Genomic DNA, 23,396 nt, shown 5'->3' with positions numbered 1-23,396 from the left:
TTAAGGTAGCGGTAAATGTCCGGCGTCGCAATGCCCTCTCTTTACGGGAATATGATACACCGCTCTGAAACCATTGTCTTAACCCGTGATAATCATCGTTTGCCTGAAAAACACTGCACGGATGTCAGAATGCGCGACCTGAGATGGCTGGCTCGTCGGTTATACCCACGACGATTACGCAACCAAATGATCATGATGGCCATCCTGATGGTCATCATTCCGACGATATCTATAGGTTATATCGTAGAAACTGAAGGCCGTTCAGCAGTCTTATCTGAAAAAGAGAAAAAACTGTCATCGGTGATAACCCTGCTAAACGATGCGCTGGGCGACCGCTTTAGTCACTACCCAAATTTGCCGCGTGAAGCACGCATTCGCGCGCTTAATCAAGAGTTGGCCCCCATCACCGAGCGCATTACGCAAGCGTTTCCCGGCATTGGCGCCGGGTATTATCACAAAGCGCTGGATGCCATTATCACCTACGCTCCCTCCGCGCTTTACCAAGGCAACGTAGGTATCACCATCACCGAGGATCATCCCGGACGCGAAGTGATGAGTAGCAACGCGCCTGTGGTCTATTCCGGGCGACAGGTTCGCGGCGACATACTCAACTCGATGATCCCAATAGCGCGCCAGGGAGAGGTTATTGGGTATATCTGGGCCAATGAGCTCACCGAAGATATCCGCCAGCAGGCCTGGAGAATGGATGTCAGGATTATTGCCGTACTGGTTGCCGGGCTCATCTGTAGTCTGCTGCTCATCGTGCACTTCTCACGCCGACTCAGTGCGAATATCGACATCATCACCGATGGGCTTTCCACGCTGGCACAAAAAACCCCTACCCGATTGCCTGAACTCCCCGGCGAGTTAGGACAAATCAGCCGTAGCGTCAATGCGCTGGCACAAACGCTACGGGAAACCAAAACCCTTAACGATCTGATCATTGAAAATGCCGCAGATGGCGTGATCGCCATCGACAGGCAAGGCGACGTTACCACCATGAACCCGGCGGCAGAACAGATAACGGGCTACACGCTGCATGAGCTGGTCGGACAGCCCTATGCGACGCTCTTTGCCAATACGCAGTTTTATAGCCCGGTACTGGACACCCTTGAGCACGGTACTGAACATGTGGCCCAGGAGATTAGCTTTCCAGGACGAGAACGCACCATTGAGATCAGTGTAACCACCAGTCGGATCCATAACGCACACGGCGAGCTGATTGGCGCGCTGGTTATTTTCTCCGATTTAACCGCCCGTAAAGAGACCCAGCGTCGACTGGCGCAAACCGAAAGGCTTGCCACCCTGGGTGAGCTGATGGCCGGCGTCGCGCATGAAGTGCGAAACCCGCTGACCGCAATTCGTGGGTACGTCCAGATCATCCGCCAGCAAACCTCGCTGCCGGAACATCAGGAATATTTATCTGTTGTGCTGAATGAAATTGATTCCATCAATAAAGTTATTCAACAACTGTTAGATTTCTCACGCCCACGACAAAGCCAGTGGCAACAGATTCGGCTCAATGCGCTCATTGAAGAGACGCTAATCCTGGTGCAAACCGCTGGCCTGCAGGCACGGATCGCCTTTACAACGGAATTAGATCCCAGCCTGCCGCCGATCGTCGCCGATCGCGAGCTTCTCAAACAGGTGATCCTCAATATTTTAATCAATGCGGTACAGGCGATCGCTGCGCGAGGCGAAATTCGCATCCGTACCTGGCAATACTCGGCCTCGCAACAGGCCGTGATGATTGAAGATAATGGCAACGGTATCGATCTCGCCATACAGAAGAAAATATTCGATCCCTTTTTTACGACAAAAGCATCAGGCACCGGTCTTGGACTGGCGCTGAGCCAGCGCATCATTAACGCGCATCAGGGGGATATCCACGTAACCAGCCAGCCTGGCTGCGGGGCGATATTCACTCTGATTTTACCTCTTAACCCGCAGGGAAATCCGTCAGAATGAAAACGACCTATCGTATTCTCATCGTTGATGATGAAGAAAATGTTCGCCGTATGCTTGCCACCGCATTTTCCCTGCAAGGGCATGAGACACATTGCGCCAGCGACGGGAAAGCCGCGCTGAGCCTGTTTAGCGAAACGCAGCCAGACGTGGTGCTGATGGACATTCGCATGCCAGAGATGGACGGTATCGACGCGCTGAAAGTTATGCGCACGCAGCAACCACGGATCCCCGTCATTCTGATGACCGCTTACGCTGAAGTAGAAACCGCAGTAGAAGCTTTACGTAGCGGCGCATTCGACTACGTGATTAAGCCCTTTGATCTCGACGAGCTAAGCATGGTGATTCAACACGCATTGCAACTGCAGGAGATGAAACAGGAAATCCGCAATCTGCATAAAGCGTTGACCACCAGCTGGCAGTGGGGACACATTCTGACCACCAGCCCGCGTATGATGGATATCTGTAAAGACACGGCGAAAATCGCCCTCTCCCAGGCAAACGTGTTGATTAGCGGTGAAAGCGGCACAGGAAAAGAGCTGATCGCCCGCGCCATTCACTACAACAGCAAACGCGCCAATGGCCCTTTTATCAAAATTAACTGCGCGGCCCTGCCGGAGTCGTTGTTGGAAAGCGAGCTATTTGGTCACGAAAAAGGCGCGTTTACCGGGGCACAGACGTTGCGCCAGGGATTGTTCGAACGCGCTCATCAGGGAACTTTATTGCTTGATGAAATTGGCGAGATGCCGCTGGTGCTGCAGGCCAAGCTGCTGCGCATTTTGCAGGAGAGGGAGTTTGAACGCATCGGCGGGCACCAGACCATTCGCGTTGACATTCGAATCGTCGCCGCCACCAACCGCTGTCTGCAAACGATGGTGAAGGAAGGAACGTTTCGCGAAGACCTGTTTTACCGGCTCAACGTTATCCATCTGACTTTGCCGCCATTACGCGAGCGTCGTGAAGATATTGCCTTATTAGCAAACCACTTTTTACAAAAATTCAGCTCTGAAAATCAGCGGGATATTATCGAGATCGACCCGACGGCGATGTCGATCCTCACCGCCTGGCCCTGGCCCGGTAACATTCGCGAACTGTCAAACGTCATCGAACGTGCAGTCGTTATGAATACCGGCGCGGTGATCTTTGCCGACGATCTCCCCGACCCGTTACGCATCCCGGTTAGCGCCACAACAGAGACAAAACCGACTTACTCCGGGGAACGCAATCTGAAAGAAGAGATTAAGCGTGAGGAAAAACGAATTATCCTCGAAGTCCTCGACAGTCAGGACGGCAATCGCACCCGCACGGCGCTGATGCTGGGAATTAGCCGTCGCGCTTTAATGTATAAATTACAAGAGTACGGCATCGACCCATCGGGTTCCTGATACGCAAGTTTGCTATGCAGAATTTTGCACACTGCGCAAAATTCTGCATAACCCCTCGTGGTCTCCTTTCACCAAGACCACAAAAATAAACCAATAAATTCAATAAACTAAACATTAATACGTTTCTTTAGTCATTCTGGCACCCTGCTTGCAATTCCCTGAGCGTACCCAAAATGGAGTATGCAAAAAGGGAAACATAATGAAAACAAAACTGATTACCTTACAAGACGCTGCGGGCTTCTTTCGTGACGGCATGACCATCATGGTCGGTGGTTTTATGGGCGTTGGCACACCACCTCGTCTGGTTGAAGCCCTACTGGAATCCGGCGTCAGAGATCTGACACTGATTGCTAACGATACCGCCTTTGTCGATACCGGTATCGGCCCCCTGATCGTCAATGGGCGGGTGAGCAAAGTGATTGCCTCGCACATTGGTACAAACCCGGAAACCGGTCGTCGCATGATTGCCGGCGAGATGGATGTACAGCTGGTTCCGCAAGGTACCCTGATCGAGCAGATTCGTTGCGGCGGCGCGGGTCTTGGCGGCTTTCTGACCCCCACTGGCGTTGGCACCATCGTGGAAGAAGGCAAGCAAACCATGACGCTTGAGGGTAAAACCTGGCTGCTTGAACGCCCATTACGCGCCGATTTAGCGCTTATTCGCGCCCACCGCTCTGACATGCTTGGCAACCTCACCTACCAGCTCAGCGCCCGTAACTTTAACCCTCTGATTGCCCTCGCCGCTGATATCACGCTGGTCGAACCGGACGAAATGGTTGAAACAGGGGAGCTGCAGCCTGACCAGATTGTGACCCCCGCCGCCGTTATCGACCATATCGTCATTCCACAGGAGAGCTAATCATGGATGCTAAACAACGTATTGCGCGCCGGGTGGCGCAAGAACTTCGCGATGGCGATATCGTCAACTTAGGTATCGGCCTGCCAACGATGGTAGCTAACTACTTACCTGCTGATATTCACATTACGCTGCAATCTGAGAACGGTTTTCTGGGACTGGGCCCAGTCACCACCGCCCATCCTGACCTGGTGAACGCGGGCGGCCAACCGTGCGGTATTTTGCCGGGCGCGGCGATGTTTGATAGCGCCATGTCGTTCGCGTTGATTCGCGGCGGTCATGTTGATGCCTGTGTGCTTGGCGGGTTGCAGGTCGACGAGCAGGCAAACCTCGCCAACTGGGTGGTTCCCGGCAAGATGGTGCCCGGCATGGGTGGCGCAATGGATCTGGTGACCGGTGCGCGTAAAGTCATTATCGCCATGGAGCATTGCGCAAAAGACGGCTCCGCAAAAATCCTGCGTCAATGCACCATGCCGCTCACTGCACAGCATGCTGTGCATATGCTGGTCACCGAGCTGGCTGTATTCCGCTTTATAGATGGCAAGATGTGGCTGACTGAAATCATCGAAGGATGCGACATCGCCACGCTATGTGAAAAAACCGAAGCACAGTTTGAAATTGCCGACGATCTGCGCATCCTGCGAGGTGACGCATGATTGGCCGCATCGCTCGCTTTATGACACGGGTAGTCAGCCGCTGGCTGCCCGACCCACTGATTTTCGCCATGTTATTAACGTTGCTGACCTTTGGCATCGCGCTGTGGTTAACGCCGCAGACCCCCATCAGCATGGTGAAATTCTGGGGTGACGGTTTCTGGAACCTGCTGGCGTTTGGTATGCAGATGGCGCTGATCATCGTAACCGGCCATGCGTTAGCCAGTTCCGGGCCGGTGAAAAGCCTGCTGCGTACGGCGGCATCCGCCGCCAAAACCCCCGCTCAGGGCGTCATGCTGGTGACTTTTTTTGGTTCAGTTGCCTGCGTTATTAACTGGGGATTTGGTCTGGTGGTCGGGGCGATGTTCGCCCGCGAAGTTGCTCGTCGGGTACCGGGTTCCGATTATCCGTTACTGATTGCCTGCGCCTACATCGGGTTCCTGACCTGGGGCGGCGGCTTCTCCGGCTCAATGCCTTTGCTGGCGGCAACGCCTGGCAACCCGGTCGAGCACGTAGCGGGCCTCATTCCTGTCGCGGATACCCTGTTCACCGGCTTCAATATTTTCATCACGCTCGGCCTGATTGTGGTGATGCCGTTTATCACCCGGATGATGACGCCAAAACCTTCAGATGTGGTGAGCATCGATCCAAAACTTTTATTGGAAGAAGCTGATTTTCAAAAGAAACTGCCGCCGGATGCGCCGCCATCTGAAAAACTGGAAGAGAGCCGCATTCTGGCGCTGATCATCGGTGCATTAGGGATTGCCTATCTGGGTATCTACTTTGCCGAGAAAGGTTTCAACATCACCATCAACACCGTCAACCTGATGTTTATGATTGCCGGTCTGCTGCTGCACAAAACGCCGATGGCCTATATGCGTGCCGTTAGTGCTGCCGCACGGAGTACCGCCGGGATTCTGGTGCAATTCCCCTTCTATGCCGGCATTCAGTTGATGATGGAGCACTCCGGCCTCGGTGGGCTCATTACTGAATTTTTCATCAACGTTGCCAACAAAGATACCTTCCCACTGATGACTTTCTTCAGTTCAGCCCTGATTAACTTTGCCGTGCCATCCGGCGGTGGCCATTGGGTTATTCAGGGACCGTTCGTCATGCCTGCCGCTCAGGCGCTGGGTGCCGATCTTGGCAAATCAGTCATGGCCATCGCCTACGGTGAGCAGTGGATGAACATGGCACAACCGTTCTGGGCGCTACCCGCGCTGGCCATCGCCGGTCTCGGAGTACGCGACATTATGGGCTACTGCATCACCGCCCTGCTCTTCTCCGGCGTCATTTTTGTTATTGGATTGACCTTGTTCTGACGGCAACAACTTAATTAAAGGAACTGAAAAATGAAAAACTGTGTCATCGTCAGCGCGGCACGTACCGCAATCGGCAGTTTTAACGGCGCACTGGCAACTACGGGTGCCGTCGAGCTTGGATCAACCGTCATTAGAGCCGCTCTTGAACGCGCGCACCTTGACCCACAGCGCGTGGACGAGGTGATTATGGGCAACGTGCTGCAGTCAGGACTCGGGCAAAACCCAGCGCGTCAGGCATTATTAAAAAGCGGCCTGTCCGACACCATTTGCGGCTTTACCGTCAACAAAGTGTGCGGCTCTGGCCTGAAAAGCGTGGCGCTTGCCGCCCTCGCTATCAAGGCCGGACAAGCCCAGGCGATCGTCGCGGGTGGGATGGAAAACATGAGCCTGGCCCCCTACCTGTTAGACGCAAAAGCCCGCTGGGGCTATCGCCTCGGTGACGGGCAATTGTCCGACGTGATTCTGCGCGACGGTCTGATCTGCGCCGAGCATGGTTACCACATGGGGATCACTGCAGAAAATGTTGCCAAAGAGTATGGCATCAGCCGCGAAATGCAGGATGAACTGGCTCTGCAGTCACAGCGTAAAGCCGTTGCCGCAATCGAGTCTGGCGCATTTGAGGCTGAAATCGTGCCCGTCAGCGTGTCATCACGGAAGAAAACCATCATCTTTGAGCGTGACGAATTCCCCAAAGCTGACTCGACGGCAGAAGGCCTCGCCGCATTGCGTCCAGCCTTTGATAAAGCAGGAACCGTCACCGCAGGTAACGCCTCGGGGATCAACGACGGTGCAGCGGCATTAGTGATAATGGAAGAGTCGGCAGCACTGGAGGCTGGGCTGAAGCCACTGGCGCGAATCAAAGCCTGGGCCAGTGGCGGCGTAGCTCCGGCTATGATGGGCATGGGGCCGGTTCCCGCCACGCTGAAGGCACTGCAACTGAGCGGCTTACAGCTTTCTGATATCGATCTGATCGAAGCTAACGAGGCATTTGCTGCTCAGTTTCTTGCCGTTGGTAAAACGCTGGGATTTGATCCGCAAAAGGTTAACGTCAACGGTGGGGCAATTGCGCTGGGACACCCTATTGGCGCCAGCGGCGCGCGAATACTGGTGACGCTGCTGCATGCGCTACAGGCACGGGATCAAACGCTTGGACTGGCCACGCTGTGCATCGGCGGCGGTCAGGGCATTGCGATGATAGTGGAGCGAATGAATTAAAAAAAAGGGCCGGATATTTCCGGCCCTTTTTATCACGTCTTAATTACTCTTCAGCGTCGTCCGCTGCATCGTCATCGCTTTCCGCTTCAGGCGCGATATCCTCGTCCCCTTCAGCAGCGCTACCGTCGATGGAGTCGAGCTCTTCATCATCAACCGGTTCAGCAACGCGTTGCAGACCCACAACGTTTTCATCTTCCGCAGTACGGATGAGGATAACGCCCTGGGTGTTACGCCCTACCACGCTGATTTCCGACACGCGAGTACGCACCAGCGTACCTGCATCGGTGATCATCATGATCTGGTCGGTATCTTCAACCTGCACTGCGCCGACAACGGAACCGTTGCGCTCGGTGACCTTGATGGAGATAACGCCCTGGGTCGCACGAGACTTGGTCGGATACTCTTCCGCCGCCGTACGTTTACCGTAGCCGTTCTGGGTAACGGTGAGGATAGCACCTTCACCGCGCGGAACGATCAGCGATACCACGCTGTCACTTTCCGCCAGTTTGATACCGCGTACGCCGGTCGCGGTACGTCCCATCGGACGAACAGCCCCCTCTTTGAAGCGCACCACTTTACCGGCAGCAGAGAACAGCATAACTTCGTCACTGCCAGACGTCAGGTCAACGCCAATCAGCTCATCGCCTTCGTTCAGGTTAACCGCAATGATACCGGCTGAACGCGGACGGCTGAACTCGGTCAGCGCTGTTTTCTTCACGGTACCGCTGGCGGTTGCCATGAAGACGTTGACGCCTTCTTCGTACTCACGTACTGGCAGAATTGCGGTGATACGTTCGTTAGCTTCCAGTGGCAGCAGGTTGACGATAGGACGTCCACGCGCACCACGGCTTGCTTCCGGCAACTGATAAACCTTCATCCAGTACAAACGACCGCGGCTGGAGAAGCAGAGGATCGTGTCATGGGTGTTGGCCACCAGCAGGCGGTCGATAAAGTCTTCTTCTTTAATTCGTGCTGCAGATTTGCCTTTACCGCCACGACGCTGCGCTTCGTAATCGGTTAACGGCTGATATTTCACGTAGCCTTGATGAGACAAGGTCACGACAACATCTTCCTGGCTAATCAGATCTTCGATGTTGATGTCAGCGCTGTTCGCGGTGATTTCGGTCCGACGTGCGTCGCCGAACTGTTCACGAATCAGCTCCATCTCTTCACGGATGACTTCCATCAGACGATCGGCGCTGCCCAGAATGTGCAGCAGTTCAGCGATCTGCTCCAGCAGCTCTTTGTATTCGTCGAGCAGTTTTTCGTGCTCAAGGCCGGTCAGTTTCTGCAAACGCAGATCCAGAATGGCCTGGGCCTGCTGTTCAGTCAGGTAGTACTGACCGTCACGCACGCCAAATTCCGGTTCCAGCCATTCAGGACGCGCGGCATCATCGCCGGCACGTTCCAACATGGCAGAAACGTTACCCAGCTCCCACGAACGCGCGACCAGCGCTGCTTTCGCTTCTGCCGGGGTCGGCGCACGGCGGATCAGTTCGATGATCGGATCGATGTTCGCCAGCGCAATCGCCAGTGCTTCAAGGATGTGCGCACGGTCGCGGGCTTTACGCAGTTCAAAGATAGTACGGCGGGTTACGACTTCACGGCGGTGACGTACAAACGCAGCAATAATATCTTTCAGGTTCATGATTTTCGGCTGTCCATGGTGCAACGCAACCATGTTGATACCGAAAGAAACCTGCAGTTGGGTCTGGGAGTAGAGGTTGTTCAGAACCACTTCCCCGACTGCGTCGCGTTTCACTTCAATCACGATGCGCATACCGTCTTTGTCAGACTCGTCACGCAGCGCGCTGATACCTTCAACGCGTTTGTCTTTTACCAGCTCGGCGATTTTCTCGATCAGGCGCGCTTTGTTCACCTGATACGGAATTTCATGGACGATGATGGTTTCACGGCCAGTTTTGGCATCCGCTTCGACTTCCGCGCGCGCGCGAATGTACACCTTGCCACGGCCGGTACGGTAGGCTTCTTCAATACCACGACGACCGTTGATGATCGCGGCGGTCGGGAAGTCCGGACCCGGAATATGTTCCATCAGCCCTTCAATGCTGATGTCTTCATCGTCAATGTATGCCAGGCAGCCGTTGATCACTTCCGTCAGGTTGTGCGGCGGAATGTTGGTCGCCATACCTACCGCGATACCGGACGAGCCGTTCACCAGCAGGTTAGGAATTTTGGTTGGCATGACGTCAGGAATTTGTTCGGTGCCGTCGTAGTTATCGACGAAATCCACCGTTTCTTTTTCCAGGTCAGCCATCAGCTCATGGGCGATTTTCGACATACGGATTTCCGTATAACGCATCGCCGCTGCGGAGTCGCCATCGACAGAACCAAAGTTACCCTGACCATCTACCAGCATGTAACGCAAGGAGAATGGCTGCGCCATACGAACAATGGTGTCGTAAACGGCGATATCACCATGAGGGTGGTATTTACCGATTACGTCACCAACGACACGGGCAGATTTTTTATAGGCTTTATTCCAGTCGTTGCCCAATACGTTCATGGCGTAAAGTACGCGACGGTGAACCGGCTTCAGGCCATCTCGGACGTCCGGCAGCGCACGGCCAACAATGACCGACATCGCATAATCCAGATAGGAGCTCTTCAGCTCTTCCTCAATGTTGACCGGTGTAATTTCTCTCGCAAGGTCGCTCATCTAACCGCTATCCCTCTACTGTATCCCGGATTCAAAGGTCGCAAATTATAACACATCCGTGCAGATTCAGGTAAATGGATTCCCCCTGACAGAGGCTTTATTCATCCCGTCAGGCTGATATACTCATTTGCATCGCAAATTTAGGAGTAGAAGCCCCAATGAATGCCGAAAAACCTCCGGTAACTCACAACGTTGATCAGGAAGAAATTGCCAAGTTTGAAGCAGTCGCGTCACGCTGGTGGGATCTTGAGGGTGAATTTAAGCCACTGCACCGTATTAACCCACTTCGCCTGGGCTATATCACGGAGCGCTCAGGCGGCCTGTTTGGTAAAAAGGTACTCGACGTCGGCTGCGGCGGCGGCATTCTGGCGGAAAGCATGGCGCGCGAGGGCGCAACCGTCACCGGGCTGGACATGGGCTTTGAACCGTTACAGGTAGCAAAACTGCATGCGCTGGAGAGTGGCATCCAGGTGGAATACGTTCAAGAAACGGTTGAAGAACATGCGGAAAAACATGCGCATCAGTATGACGTTGTGACCTGCATGGAAATGCTGGAGCACGTACCGGACCCGCAGTCGGTGGTCAGGGCCTGCGCCAGACTGGTCAAACCGGGCGGCGAAGTGTTTTTCTCCACGCTTAATCGCAACGGCAAATCCTGGCTAATGGCGGTGGTCGGCGCGGAATATATTTTGCGTATGGTGCCGAAAGGCACGCATGATGTGAAAAAATTCATTAAGCCGGCTGAACTGTTAGAGTGGGTTGACCAGACCGTGCTGAAAGAGCGTCATATGACCGGCCTGCACTACAACCCGATCACCAACAGTTTTAAACTCGGCCCCGGCGTTGATGTGAACTATATGCTACACACTACCGCGCAAGCAGATTAACCTCCTCCACCCGGCCGGATAAGGCGTGCAACGCCGCAATCCGGCACCGTGCCCGATAGTGCGCAGCTTTCGGGCCTGCGCATCGCCTACCAATCCTGAGTAGGATCGTCAGGGCAATTTTTGCGCTAGGTCATAAGAACTTACCTTGCCTTAGATGAAGAAATCAGCACTCGATCAAATTTTCTATTTTTTTTCTCAATTATTGACATCCTCGCCAGGCCTTATAAGACGCGCACTTAGCGATTATTACCCTTTTGCAACCTCAATTTAACCTCAAAATCAACTCTTGTACTGAAAAGAATCCCTACTAGAATACTCACCATATAGCGTCTACTTTATCAAACAACCCCTACATATAGTATTTATCCACAGACTTAGTCACAACATGACTTTGTGGATAATATGGGGGATATTTTTTCTTTCACGGACAGGTAAAAAACCACATGAATCAGAGTCTGCTGGTGACAAAGCGTGATGGTAGTACAGAGCGCATCAATCTCGACAAAATCCACCGAGTTCTGGATTGGGCGGCAGAAGGACTGAATAACGTATCGATTTCTCAGGTCGAGTTGCGCTCCCACATTCAGTTTTATGACGGTATCAAGACATCCGATATCCATGAAACAATCATCAAAGCTGCCGCCGACCTGATCTCCCGCGAGGCACCGGATTATCAATACCTGGCTGCTCGCCTGGCAATTTTCCATCTGCGCAAAAAAGCCTACGGCGAGTTTGAACCGCCGAAACTGTTCGACCATGTCGTGAAAATGGTTGAAATGGGCAAATACGACAATCATCTGCTGGAAGACTACACGGAAGAAGAGTTCAAGCAGATGGACTCGTTCATCGTACACGACCGTGATATGACCTTCTCCTACGCTGCGGTGAAGCAGTTAGAAGGTAAATACCTGGTACAAAACCGTGTTACCGGTGAGATTTATGAAAGCGCGCAGTTCCTCTACATTCTGGTAGCGGCCTGCCTGTTCTCTAACTATCCGCGTGAAACGCGTCTGCAATACGTAAAACGTTTCTACGACGCCGTTTCTACGTTTAAAATTTCACTGCCGACGCCGATTATGTCCGGCGTGCGTACCCCTACCCGTCAGTTCAGCTCCTGCGTACTGATCGAGTGCGGCGACAGCCTGGACTCCATCAACGCCACCTCCAGCGCGATTGTGAAATACGTTTCCCAGCGCGCCGGCATCGGTATCAACGCCGGTCGCATCCGTGCGCTGGGTAGCCCGATCCGCGGCGGTGAAGCGTTCCACACCGGTTGTATTCCGTTCTACAAGCACTTCCAGACCGCGGTAAAATCCTGCTCCCAGGGCGGCGTACGCGGCGGTGCTGCAACGCTGTTCTACCCAATGTGGCACCTGGAAGTTGAAAGCCTGCTGGTCCTGAAAAACAACCGTGGCGTCGAAGGCAACCGCGTGCGTCACATGGACTACGGCGTACAGATCAACAAACTGATGTACACCCGTCTGCTGAAGGGCGGCGACATCACGCTGTTCAGCCCGTCCGACGTTCCAGGCCTGTATGATGCGTTCTTCGCTGACCAGGACGAATTCGAACGTCTGTACACCAAATATGAAAACGACGACAGTATCCGCAAGCAACGCGTCAAAGCCGTTGAGCTGTTCTCACTGATGATGCAGGAACGTGCCTCTACCGGGCGTATCTATATTCAGAACGTTGACCACTGCAACACCCATAGCCCGTTTGATCCCATTGTCGCTCCGGTGCGCCAGTCTAACCTGTGCCTGGAAATCGCCCTGCCGACCAAACCGCTGACCGACGTTAACGACGAAAACGGCGAAATTGCGCTGTGTACGCTGTCCGCATTTAACCTCGGTGCTATCAACAGCCTGGACGAGCTGGAAGAGCTGGCCGAATTGGCGGTACGCGCGCTGGATGCGCTGCTCGATTATCAGGATTATCCGATTCCTGCCGCCAAACGCGGCGCGATGGGTCGCCGTACGCTGGGTATTGGCGTGATCAACTACGCCTACTGGCTGGCGAAAAACGGTAAGCGTTATTCTGACGGCAGCGCGAACAACCTGACTCACAAAACCTTTGAAGCCATTCAGTATTACCTGATGAAAGCCTCTAACGAGCTGGCGAAAGAGCAAGGCGCGTGCCCGTGGTTTAACGAAACGACCTACTCCAAAGGTATTCTGCCGATCGATACCTATAAAAAAGATCTCGATGCTATTGTCAACGAGCCGCTGCATCTGGACTGGGAACAACTGCGCGAATCCATCAAAACGCACGGTCTGCGTAACTCCACGCTGTCAGCCCTGATGCCATCGGAGACCTCTTCGCAGATCTCTAACGCCACCAACGGTATTGAACCACCGCGCGGCTATGTGAGCATCAAAGCGTCGAAAGACGGTATTCTGCGCCAGGTCGTGCCGGACTACGAACACCTGCACGACGCGTACGAACTGCTGTGGGAAATGCCGAACAACGATGGCTATTTGCAGCTGGTAGGTATCATGCAGAAATTTATCGATCAGTCGATTTCCGCCAACACCAACTATGATCCGTCGCGCTTCCCATCCGGAAAAGTACCGATGCAGCAGTTGCTGAAAGACCTGCTCACCGCCTACAAATTTGGTGTCAAAACGCTGTATTATCAAAACACCCGTGACGGTGCGGAAGATTCTCAGGACGATCTGGTGCCGTCCATTCAGGACGACGGCTGCGAAAGCGGCGCATGTAAGATCTGATGAACGATGCCGGGTGGCACCAGGCTCACCCGGCCTACAGTAGCTTGGTTTGTAGGCCGGAAAGGGTGCTTGTAACGCCATCCGGCACTCATCCCACAAAGGATTCACATCAATGGCATACACCACTTTTTCACAGACGAAAAATAACCAACTTCTGGAACCGATGTTCTTCGGCCAGCCGGTGAACGTCGCCCGCTACGATCAGCAAAAATATGACATCTTCGAAAAACTGATCGAAAAGCAGCTCTCTTTCTTCTGGCGTCCGGAAGAAGTTGATGTTTCTCGCGATCGCATCGACTTCCAGGCGCTGCCGGAACATGAAAAGCATATCTTCATCAGCAACCTGAAATATCAGACGCTGCTGGACTCCATTCAGGGACGTAGCCCGAACGTGGCGCTGCTGCCGTTAATCTCGATCCCTGAGCTGGAAACCTGGGTGGAAACATGGGCGTTTTCAGAAACGATCCACTCCCGTTCCTACACCCACATCATTCGTAACATCGTGAACGATCCGGCGGTGGTGTTTGATGACATCGTCACCAACGAGCAAATCCAGAAACGCGCGGAAGGCATTTCCAGCTATTACGACGAATTGATTGAGATGACCAGCTACTGGCATTTGCTGGGCGAAGGCACGCATACCGTTAACGGTAAAACGGTTGTCGTAAGCCTGCGTGAACTGAAGAAGAAGCTGTATCTGTGCCTGATGAGCGTGAACGCGCTGGAAGCGATCCGCTTCTACGTCAGCTTCGCCTGCTCCTTCGCCTTCGCCGAACGTGAACTGATGGAAGGCAACGCGAAAATTATTCGCCTGATCGCCCGCGATGAAGCCCTGCATTTGACCGGGACCCAGCATATGCTGAATCTGCTGCGCAGCGGCGTGGACGATCCGGAAATGGCGGAAATCGCCGAAGAGTGTAAACAAGAATGCTACGACCTGTTCGTACAGGCCGCGCTGCAGGAAAAAGAGTGGGCGGATTATCTGTTCCGTGACGGCTCAATGATTGGCCTGAACAAAGACATTCTGTGCCAGTACGTTGAGTACATCACCAACATCCGTATGCAGGCTGTCGGACTCGACTTGCCGTTCCAGACCCGCTCTAACCCAATCCCATGGATCAACACCTGGCTGGTGTCTGATAACGTGCAGGTTGCGCCGCAGGAAGTGGAAGTCAGCTCTTACCTGGTCGGCCAGATCGATTCGGAAGTCGATACCGACGACCTGAGTAACTTCCAGCTCTGATGGGCCGCGTTACTCTGCGCATCTCTGGCACACAACTGCTGTGCCAGGATGAACACCCTTCCCTGCTTGCCGCGCTCGAATCGCACAATGTTGAAGTTGAATACCAGTGCCGCGCAGGTTATTGCGGCTCCTGCCGTACCCGTCTGGTAGCGGGACAGGTCGACTGGATTGCCGAACCTCTGGCCTTCATTCAGCCAGGTGAAATTTTACCCTGCTGCTGTCGGGCAAAAGGCGATATTGAAATAGAGCTGTAACATGTGGCGGGATAAAAATTACGACTAAAAAAGAGCCGCCGATGGACGGCAGCTCTTTATTTCTCCTGGAGGCAGGTATGGCCACGTTGACGGCAGACGGCCTTATCTAGCCGTTAATAACGTTTGATCCAACCAGGCCTGTGACCGGAGGTGCATCACAGACCTTGTGCCATTACTCTTTATTCAGGAATGTCACTGCTTTGTCGGGGAAGTCGGTGAACAGCCCGTCAACGCCCGCCTTGTTATACAGAATGTCATACAGCTGGTTTACGTCAGTGGTGTAATCCGGCAGTTGATCGGCACGAACGGTATAAGGATGCACCACCATCTTATTCTGATGCGCGTCCTGTACCATGCCCGTTAACGAGATATTGCCTTTCTTCGACTTCTCATCAATCAGCATGTGATAGTCCGGCCCAATGCCGTCCGCATACTGCGCAACCTGCTTCATGGCACCCGGTTTAAACATCCAGTCGTAATTGTAATTAACCCAACTACCGTCCGGCTTTTTCTCCTGAGTTTCATTCCAGTCAGTGTACGCAATCAACTGTACCAGATTGAGATCCATCCCCATCTTCGGTTCCAGTTCATTCTTAATGCGCTTTAACTCTGCGACATCAAAACACTGTAGATAAACCTTGTCGTTCTTGTCGGTGTACCCGTACTTTTTCAGTACTTCCAGCGTCTTAGCCGCAATGTCCTTCCCTTCCTGATGATGGAACCACGGCGCTTTCATTTCCGGGTAAATGCCAATGTTTTTACCGGTTGAATGATTTAATCCCTGAACAAACTCAATCTCTTCTTCGAAAGTGTGCACACGGAAATCAGATTTACCCATCGGGAAACGCCCTGGGTAGGTCTGGACCTTTTTGCCATTTTCGATATCAAAGCCTTCGGTAAATTTCAGCGATTTAATCTCATCCAGCGTAAAGTCGATAGCGTAGTAGCGCCCATCTTTACGCGCACGATCCGGGAAACGCTCGGCAACATCGGTGACGCGGTCAAGGTAGTGGTCATGCAGGACAACCAGATGGTCGTCCTTGGTCATCACCAAATCCTGTTCCAGGTAATCAGCCCCCTGAGCATAAGCCATCGCTTTTGCTGGCAGCGTATGCTCCGGTAGATAACCGCTGGCGCCACGGTGCGCAATCACGATTTTTTCTGCGGCAACCGCCGCGCTGCTCATCACCATACCTGTCAGCATTAGCGCCACGCTGAGACTTTTCAATGTGGTTTTCATCTATTAGCCCCCGTTACGCTTCAGTGCGATCTCTTCGTGATGGCGTTTTTCGCCAATCATGACGACCACCAGCAGAATAACTGCCAGCACGCTACCGCCAATCATCACCATAAAGCCGCCGTCCCAACCGAAGAAGTCAACGGTATAGCCAACAATAGCGCTCGCCGCTAAGGAACCGCCGAGATAACCGAACAGACCGGTAAAGCCAGCCGCCGTACCCGCCGCTTTTTTCGGTGCCAGTTCCAGCGCATGCAGACCAATCAACATTACCGGACCGTAGATCAGGAAGCCGATGATGATCATACAAGCCATATCCACGTTCGGGTTGCCTGCCGGGTTCATCCAGTAGACGATAGTCGCGATAGTCACCAGCGTCATAAAGAACACGCCTGTAGATTCAATTGGTCAACGCAACAGTTATGTGAAAACATGGGGTTGCGGAGGTTTTTTGAATGAGACGAACATTTACAGCAGAGGAAAAAGCCTCTGTTTTTGAACTATGGAAGAACGGAACAGGCTTCAGTGAAATAGCGAATATCCTGGGTTCAAAACCCGGAACGATCTTCACTATGTTAAGGGATACTGGCGGCATAAAACCCCATGAGCGTAAGCGGGCTGTAGCTCACCTGACACTGTCTGAGCGCGAGGAGATACGAGCTGGTTTGTCAGCCAAAATGAGCATTCGTGCGATAGCTACTGCGCTGAATCGCAGTCCTTCGACGATCTCACGTGAAGTTCAGCGTAATCGGGGCAGACGCTATTACAAAGCTGTTGATGCTAATAACCGAGCCAACAGAATGGCGAAAAGGCCAAAACCGTGCTTACTGGATCAAAATTTACCATTGCGAAAGCTTGTTCTGGAAAAGCTGGAGATGAAATGGTCTCCAGAGCAAATATCAGGATGGTTAAGGCGAACAAAACCACGTCAAAAAACGCTGCGAATATCACCTGAGACAATTTATAAAACGCTGTACTTTCGTAGCCGTGAAGCGCTACACCACCTGAATATACAGCATCTGCGACGGTCGCATAGCCTTCGCCATGGCAGGCGTCATACCCGCAAAGGCGAAAGAGGTACGATTAACATAGTGAACGGAACACCAATTCACGAACGTTCCCGAAATATCGATAACAGACGCTCTCTGGGGCATTGGGAGGGCGATTTAGTCTCAGGTACAAAAAACTCTCATATAGCCACACTTGTAGACCGAAAATCACGTTATACGATCATCCTTAGACTCAGGGGCAAAGATTCTGTCTCAGTAAATCAGGCTCTTACCGACAAATTCCTGAGTTTACCGTCAGAACTCAGAAAATCACTGACATGGGACAGAGGAATGGAACTGGCCAGACATCTAGAATTTACTGTCAGCACTGGCGTTAAAGTTTACTTCTGCGATCCTCAGAGTCCTTGGCAGCGGGGAACAAATGAGAATACAAATGGGCTAATTCGGCAGTACTTTCCTAAAAAGACATATCTTGCCCAATATACTCAACATGAACTAGATCTGGTTGCTGCTCAGCTAAACAACAGACCGAGAAAGACACTGAAGTTCAAAACACCGAAAGAGATAATTGAAAGGGGTGTTGCATTGACAGATTGAATCTACACCGGTCGCACCACGGTTGCCACGGAAGACTTTATCCGACATCCAGCCGCACAGCAGCGTGCCCGGAATACCCGCATATTCATACAGGAAGTAGGCCCAGGATGATTTATCCAGCGCGAAATGTTTCACTTCTTTCAGATAGGTCGGGGACCAGTCCAGGATACCGTAGCGCAGCAGATAAACAAACACGTTGGCGATAGCGATGTACCACAACAGTTTGTTCGGCAGTACGTATTGCATGAAGATCTGCTTCGCAGTCAGCTCTTCTTCCGCTTTCTCGTTGTAATCGTCCGGGTAGTCGTTCTTGTACTCTTCGATAGGCGGCAGGCCACAAGACTGCGGCGTATCACGCATCAGAGCAAAAGCAAACAGCGCGACGACGATCGCACCGAAAGCAGGCATGTACAGCGCCGCTTTCCAGTCATTGAACCAGGCCATACCCAGCAGGAACAACAGAGGAGGCAGACCACCGCCCACGTTGTGCGCACAGTTCCAGACGGAGACAATGCCCCCACGCTCTTTCTGCGACCACCAGTGCACCATGGTACGACCACACGGCGGCCACCCCATTCCCTGGAACCATCCGCAGAGGAACAGCAGCACAAACATAACCGCAATGCTCGAAGTCGCCCACGGCACAAAGCCCATGAACAACATGACAGCGGCGGCCAGAATCAGACCCGCTGGCAGGAAAACGCGCGGATTCGAGCGATCCGAAACGGACCCCATGATGAATTTCGAAAATCCGTAAGCAATGGAGATACCGGATAACGCAAAACCCAGATCGCCACGCGAGAAACCCTGCTCAACCAGATACGGCATCGCAAGGGCAAAGTTCTTACGTACCAGATAGTACGCGGCATAGCCAAAGAATATCCCCAGAAAGATCTGCCAACGTAATCGACGATATGTCGGGTCGATCTCCGCTGCAGGCAAACGCGCCGTGTGTGACGCTGGTTTAAAAATGCTCAACATAGTGTAGCCTCCGTGGCCGTCTTTCATTCGAAGTAAACACTGCAGTTCGTCATTACTACCCTACCGCTCCCAGTGTGGCCGCGATGTTAAGGAAAGATACATAACAAAAATGTGAAACGCTGCACATATTGTTACAGATTTATGACAAATGTTCATAAAGGCGCACGAAATCACGTTTCATTTTCGAATAATGAGCGATTATGCGCGAAATCAAACAATCCATGTTTTTTATGTGGCTAAATGATAAAAAACGAACTGTGAGGAAAAACAATGAAAATTCGCGACTCGCAAACAAGTGACGTGATTATCATTGGTGGAGGAGCAACAGGTGCAGGGATCGCACGCGATTGTGCGCTGCGCGGGTTGCGCGTCATCTTAGTGGAACGCCACGATATCGCCACAGGGGCGACCGGACGTAACCACGGTCTGCTGCACAGCGGTGCACGCTACGCCGTCACCGACGCTGAATCTGCCCGGGAGTGCATCAGCGAAAACCAAATTCTCAAACGTATCGCCCGTCATTGCGTTGAGCCGACGGACGGTCTATTTATTACCCTGCCGGAAGATGAACTCTCCTTCCAGGCAACCTTTATTCGCGCCTGTGAAGAGGCCGGTATTCGCGCAGAAGCCATTGACCCTAAGCAGGCGCGCATTATCGAACCTTCCGTCAACCCACAGCTGATTGGCGCGGTAAAAGTGCCGGACGGCACGGTTGATCCTTTCCGCTTAACCGCCGCCAACATGCTGGATGCGCGTGAGCATGGCGCAGTAATTTTAACGGCGCATGAAGTGACGGGACTGATTCGTGAAGGGGCAACGGTTTGCGGCGTGAACGTACGCAATCATCTGACGGGTGAGATGCAGTCTCTGCATGCACCGGTAGTCGTCAACGCCGCCGGGATCTGGGGCCAGCGCATTGCGGAATATGCCGACCTGAGCATCCGTATGTTCCCGGCCAAAGGTTCGCTGCTGATTATGGATCACCGCATTAACCAGCATGTCATCAACCGCTGTCGTAAGCCATCTGACGCCGATATCCTGGTGCCCGGTGATACCATTTCGCTGATTGGCACCACCTCACAGCACATTGATTACGATGATATCGACAGCAACCGCGTCACCGCAGAAGAGGTCGATATACTACTGCGTGAAGGCGAAAAACTGGCGCCGATTATGGCGAAAACGCGCATTTTACGCGCCTACTCCGGCGTGCGTCCTCTGGTAGCCAGCGACGACGATCCAAGTGGCCGTAACGTCAGTCGTGGGATTGTACTGTTCGATCACGCCCAACGTGACGGACTGGACGGGTTTATCACCATTACCGGCGGCAAATTGATGACCTACCGCCTGATGGCAGAGTGGGCCACCGATGCCGTTTGCCGTAAGCTGGGCAATACCCAACCTTGCACAACGGCAGACACGGCGCTGCCTGGCTCACAAGAATCGACCGAGCATACGCTCAAACGCGTGATCTCATTGCCCGCGCCACTGCGCGGCTCAGCGGTCTACCGTCACGGCGATCGCACCCCTGCGTGGCTTAGCGAAGGTCGTCAGCACCGCAGCCTGGTCTGTGAATGCGAAGCGGTCACTGCAGGTGAAGTGCAGTACGCCGTCGAGAATTTGACCGTCAACAGCCTGCTGGATTTGCGTCGCCGTACCCGTGTTGGAATGGGGACCTGCCAGGGCGAATTGTGTGCCTGCCGCGCCGCAGGTTTGCTGCAACGTTTTAATGTCACCACCGCCGCGCAATCTATCACCCAGCTTTCCGATTTTCTCAATGAACGCTGGAAAGGCGTGCAGCCTATCGCCTGGGGAGATGCGCTGCGCGAAAGCGAATTCACACGCTGGGTTTATCAGGGATTGTGCGGTCTGGAAAAGGAGCACCAGGATGAAATTTGATACCGTCATTATCGGCGGCGGCCTGGCCGGACTACTGTGCGGCCTGCAACTGCAAAAAAGCGGTTTACGCTGCACGATTGTCACTCGCGGCCAAAGCGCCCTGCATTTCTCCTCCGGTTCACTGGATTTGCTCAGCAACTTACCCGATGGCCAACCGGTGACGGATATAGAAGCAGGCCTGAATGCGCTGCGCACTCATGCCCCCGCGCACCCGTATAGCACCATCGGAACGCACAACGTCCTGGAGCTGGCCCAGCAGGCGCAAAATCTGCTGGAAGAATGCGGAACGCATTTGCAAGGCAAGGTACATCAGTCACATCAACGCATCACCCCGCTGGGAACGCTGCGCTCAACCTGGTTAAGTTCCCCGGAAGTTCCGGTCTGGCCGCTGTCCGCGCAGCGTATCTGCGTTGTAGGTATTAGCGGTTTACTGGATTTTCAGGCACATCTCGCCGCGGCGTCGCTGCGTCAACGCAATCTCAGCGTCGAGACGGCAGAAATCGATCTGCCTGAGCTGGATGTCCTGCGTGATAACCCGACCGAGTTTCGCGCCGTCAATATTGCGCGCCTGCTGGATAACGAAGATAAATGGTCGCTGCTCTATGACGCTTTACTGCCAGTAGCAAAAACCTGCGACATGATAATTATGCCGGCCTGCTTCGGTCTGGCGGATGAACAGCTCTGGCAATGGCTTAACGAGCGTCTCCCCTGCTCGCTGACGCTGTTACCGACCCTCCCACCTTCGGTACTGGGTATGCGTTTGCATAACAAATTGCAGCGCCAGTTTGTGCGCCAGGGCGGCGTCTGGATGCCGGGTGATGAAGTGAAGAAAATCACCTGTCAGGATGGCGTAGTCAGCGAAATCTGGACCCGTAATCATGCCGATATTCCTTTGCGGCCACGTTTCGCCGTGCTCGCCAGCGGCAGCTTCTTCAGCAGCGGGCTGGTCGCCACGCGTGAGGCCATCTACGAACCTATCATGGGGCTGGATGTACAGCAAACCGCCACGCGCGCCGAGTGGTATGAGCGTGACGTCTTCGACCCACAACCGTGGCAGCAGTTTGGTGTTACGACCGATGCCGGGCTGCGCCCGTCGCTGGCGGGACAAACGATAGAGAACATGTATGCCATCGGTTCCGTTCTCGGCGGATTCGACCCTATCGCCCAGGGTTGCGGAGGCGGCGTGTGCGCTGTTAGCGCCTTACACGCCGCACATCATATTGCGAAACGTGCAGGAGGCCAGCAATGAGCGACACACGTTTTGAAAGTTGTATCAAATGCACGGTGTGCACCACGGCCTGCCCGGTAAGTCGCGTCAATCCGAACTACCCTGGTCCTAAACAGGCCGGACCGGACGGTGAGCGTCTGCGCCTGAAAGATGGCGCGTTATATGACGATGCGCTGAAATACTGCATCAACTGTAAGCGCTGCGAAGTGGCCTGTCCGTCAGATGTGAAGATTGGCGATATCATCCAACGCGCGCGCGCCAAATACGACACAACGCGTCCGTCGCTGCGTAACTTTGTCTTAAGCCATACCGATTTGATGGGTAGCGTGTCCACACCATTCGCCCCGATAGTGAATACCGCCACCTCACTCAAACCGGTGCGTCAGTTGCTGGATTACGCGCTAAAAATCGACCATCGCCGTACGCTGCCGAAGTACTCTTTCGGTACCTTCCGCCGCTGGTATCGCAGCGTTGCCGCTCAGCAAGCGCAATATCAGGATCAGGTTGCCTTTTTTCACGGCTGTTTTGTGAATTACAACCATCCGCAGCTCGGCAGAGACCTGATCAAAGTGTTGAATGCGATGGGAACCGGGGTGCAACTGCTGAGCAAAGAGAAATGCTGCGGCGTACCGCTGATTGCCAACGGCTTTACCGATAAAGCGCGTAAGCAGGCGGTGAGCAACGTGGCCTCGCTCAGAGAAGCAATTGACGGCAAAGGCATTCCGGTGATCGCCACCTCATCAACCTGCACCTTTGCGCTGCGTGATGAATATCCGGAAGTGCTGGACGTCGACAACTCAGGTCTACGCGAACACATTGAACTGGCAACCCGCTGGCTGTGGCGCAAGCTGGATGAAGGCAAAACGCTGCCGCTGAAAACGCTGCCACTGAAAGTGGTCTACCACACGCCATGCCACATGGAGAAAATGGGCTGGACGCTCTACACGCTGGAACTGCTACGACAAATTCCAGGGCTGGAGCTAACGGTGCTGGACTCGCAATGTTGCGGGATTGCCGGGACATACGGCTTTAAAAAGGAAAACTACCCGACATCGCAGTCCATTGGCGCACCGCTGTTCCGCCAGATTGAAGACAGCGGCGCTGATATCGTCGTCACCGACTGCGAAACCTGTAAATGGCAGATTGAGATGTCTACCAGTAAGCGCTGCGAACACCCCATCACCCTGCTTGCCAAAGCGTTAGGTTAATTCTGTTGCCCGGTGGCATTTGCTACCGGGCATTTTTGCGAATGCCG

16 protein-coding genes and 3 pseudogenes are annotated in these 23,396 nt (G+C 53.5%); 15 read left to right on the top strand and 4 right to left on the bottom strand.

Annotation, left to right across the window (positions count from 1 at the left end):
- The first annotated feature begins 129 nt into the window (after nucleotides 1–129).
- The 6 genes from atoS (at nucleotide 130) to HV037_RS08695 (ending at nucleotide 7,396) form a co-directional block, all read left to right on the top strand.
- Entirely contained in the window at nucleotides 130–1,968 is a 1,839-nt protein-coding gene (gene atoS, locus HV037_RS08720) for a two-component system sensor histidine kinase AtoS (protein ID WP_032947136.1), read from the top strand.
- Complete coding sequence (atoC, locus tag HV037_RS08715) at nucleotides 1,965–3,350, top strand: acetoacetate metabolism transcriptional regulator AtoC (protein ID WP_103284031.1); 1,386 nt, start codon at nucleotides 1,965–1,967, stop codon at nucleotides 3,348–3,350. Before atoS ends, atoC begins: the two co-directional genes overlap by 4 nt.
- Before the next feature lie 199 nt (nucleotides 3,351–3,549).
- Nucleotides 3,550–4,209: an acetate CoA-transferase subunit alpha gene (gene atoD / locus HV037_RS08710; RefSeq protein ID WP_016153792.1), complete on the top strand. Its 660-nt coding sequence runs from the start codon at nucleotides 3,550–3,552 to the stop codon at nucleotides 4,207–4,209.
- Nucleotides 4,210–4,211: 2 nt separating this feature from the next.
- Nucleotides 4,212–4,862, top strand: a complete 651-nt coding sequence (locus tag HV037_RS08705; RefSeq protein ID WP_016153793.1) for a 3-oxoacid CoA-transferase subunit B — start codon at nucleotides 4,212–4,214, stop codon at nucleotides 4,860–4,862.
- Entirely contained in the window at nucleotides 4,859–6,181 is a 1,323-nt protein-coding gene (locus tag HV037_RS08700) for a TIGR00366 family protein (protein WP_016153794.1), read from the top strand. The genes HV037_RS08705 and HV037_RS08700 overlap by 4 nt, the downstream gene beginning before the upstream one ends.
- A gap of 30 nt (nucleotides 6,182–6,211) precedes the next feature.
- Nucleotides 6,212–7,396, top strand: a complete 1,185-nt coding sequence (locus HV037_RS08695; protein WP_103284032.1) for an acetyl-CoA C-acetyltransferase — start codon at nucleotides 6,212–6,214, stop codon at nucleotides 7,394–7,396.
- Nucleotides 7,397–7,439: 43 nt separating this feature from the next.
- On the opposite strand, the gene gyrA is transcribed toward HV037_RS08695, so the two are convergent.
- Nucleotides 7,440–10,076, bottom strand: a complete 2,637-nt coding sequence (gene gyrA / locus HV037_RS08690; RefSeq protein ID WP_049281471.1) for a DNA topoisomerase (ATP-hydrolyzing) subunit A — start codon at nucleotides 10,074–10,076, stop codon at nucleotides 7,440–7,442.
- Nucleotides 10,077–10,234: 158 nt separating this feature from the next.
- Between gyrA and ubiG the strand changes: the two genes are divergently transcribed.
- The 4 genes from ubiG to yfaE all read left to right on the top strand — a co-directional run bounded on the left by ubiG (nucleotide 10,235) and on the right by yfaE (nucleotide 15,189).
- Nucleotides 10,235–10,963 (top strand): bifunctional 2-polyprenyl-6-hydroxyphenol methylase/3-demethylubiquinol 3-O-methyltransferase UbiG, encoded by a 729-nt coding sequence (gene ubiG / locus HV037_RS08685; protein WP_016157023.1) that lies wholly within the window; start codon nucleotides 10,235–10,237, stop codon nucleotides 10,961–10,963.
- 443 nt (nucleotides 10,964–11,406) lie between these two features.
- Nucleotides 11,407–13,692: a class 1a ribonucleoside-diphosphate reductase subunit alpha gene (gene nrdA / locus HV037_RS08680; protein ID WP_016153798.1), complete on the top strand. Its 2,286-nt coding sequence runs from the start codon at nucleotides 11,407–11,409 to the stop codon at nucleotides 13,690–13,692.
- Between the two features lie 112 nt (nucleotides 13,693–13,804).
- Entirely contained in the window at nucleotides 13,805–14,935 is a 1,131-nt protein-coding gene (gene nrdB / locus HV037_RS08675) for a class Ia ribonucleoside-diphosphate reductase subunit beta (RefSeq protein WP_016153799.1), read from the top strand.
- A complete protein-coding gene (yfaE, locus tag HV037_RS08670) occupies nucleotides 14,935–15,189 on the top strand; it encodes a ferredoxin-like diferric-tyrosyl radical cofactor maintenance protein YfaE (RefSeq protein ID WP_016153800.1) in 255 nt (84 codons plus the stop codon). Before nrdB ends, yfaE begins: the two co-directional genes overlap by 1 nt.
- Nucleotides 15,190–15,361: 172 nt before the next feature.
- Here the strand turns inward: yfaE and glpQ are convergent, their stop codons facing one another.
- Both glpQ and glpT (HV037_RS08660) read right to left on the bottom strand, forming a co-directional pair.
- Nucleotides 15,362–16,429: a glycerophosphodiester phosphodiesterase gene (glpQ, locus tag HV037_RS08665; protein WP_016153801.1), complete on the bottom strand. Its 1,068-nt coding sequence runs from the start codon at nucleotides 16,427–16,429 to the stop codon at nucleotides 15,362–15,364.
- Between the two features lie 3 nt (nucleotides 16,430–16,432).
- A pseudogene (gene glpT, locus HV037_RS08660) lies at nucleotides 16,433–16,825 on the bottom strand (glycerol-3-phosphate transporter); the annotation flags it as partial.
- On the opposite strand from glpT (HV037_RS08660), the pseudogene HV037_RS24560 reads away from it, so the two are divergent.
- Nucleotides 16,799–16,885 (top strand): annotated as a pseudogene (locus tag HV037_RS24560) (hypothetical protein); the annotation flags it as partial. The pseudogenes glpT (HV037_RS08660) and HV037_RS24560 overlap by 27 nt on opposite strands.
- The gene (locus tag HV037_RS08655) at nucleotides 16,882–18,033 is read left to right on the top strand and encodes an IS30-like element IS30 family transposase (RefSeq protein WP_103284033.1); all 1,152 of its coding nucleotides are present in this window, start codon (nucleotides 16,882–16,884) and stop codon (nucleotides 18,031–18,033) included. The pseudogene HV037_RS24560 and the gene HV037_RS08655, both read left to right, overlap by 4 nt.
- 3 nt (nucleotides 18,034–18,036) lie before the next feature.
- Here the strand turns inward: HV037_RS08655 and glpT (HV037_RS08650) are convergent.
- A pseudogene (glpT, locus tag HV037_RS08650) lies at nucleotides 18,037–19,014 on the bottom strand (glycerol-3-phosphate transporter); the annotation flags it as partial.
- A gap of 270 nt (nucleotides 19,015–19,284) precedes the next feature.
- Between glpT (HV037_RS08650) and glpA the strand changes: the two are divergent.
- The 3 genes from glpA to glpC are packed head-to-tail and all read left to right on the top strand — an operon-like array spanning nucleotide 19,285 to nucleotide 23,349.
- Nucleotides 19,285–20,913: an anaerobic glycerol-3-phosphate dehydrogenase subunit A gene (gene glpA, locus HV037_RS08645; protein ID WP_016157025.1), complete on the top strand. Its 1,629-nt coding sequence runs from the start codon at nucleotides 19,285–19,287 to the stop codon at nucleotides 20,911–20,913.
- Nucleotides 20,903–22,162 (top strand): glycerol-3-phosphate dehydrogenase subunit GlpB, encoded by a 1,260-nt coding sequence (gene glpB / locus HV037_RS08640; protein WP_103284034.1) that lies wholly within the window; start codon nucleotides 20,903–20,905, stop codon nucleotides 22,160–22,162. Before glpA ends, glpB begins: the two co-directional genes overlap by 11 nt.
- The gene (gene glpC, locus HV037_RS08635; RefSeq protein WP_103284035.1) at nucleotides 22,159–23,349 is read left to right on the top strand and encodes an anaerobic glycerol-3-phosphate dehydrogenase subunit GlpC; all 1,191 of its coding nucleotides are present in this window, start codon (nucleotides 22,159–22,161) and stop codon (nucleotides 23,347–23,349) included. Before glpB ends, glpC begins: the two co-directional genes overlap by 4 nt.
- The last annotated feature ends 47 nt before the right edge of the window (nucleotides 23,350–23,396 follow it).

The sequence above is a fragment of the Citrobacter sp. RHBSTW-00017 genome (assembly GCF_013797615.1).
Taxonomy (GTDB): Bacteria; Pseudomonadota; Gammaproteobacteria; order Enterobacterales; family Enterobacteriaceae; genus Citrobacter; species Citrobacter braakii.
Note: the sequence above shows the minus strand (reverse complement) of the source record. Positions and strands in the feature narration are given on the sequence as shown.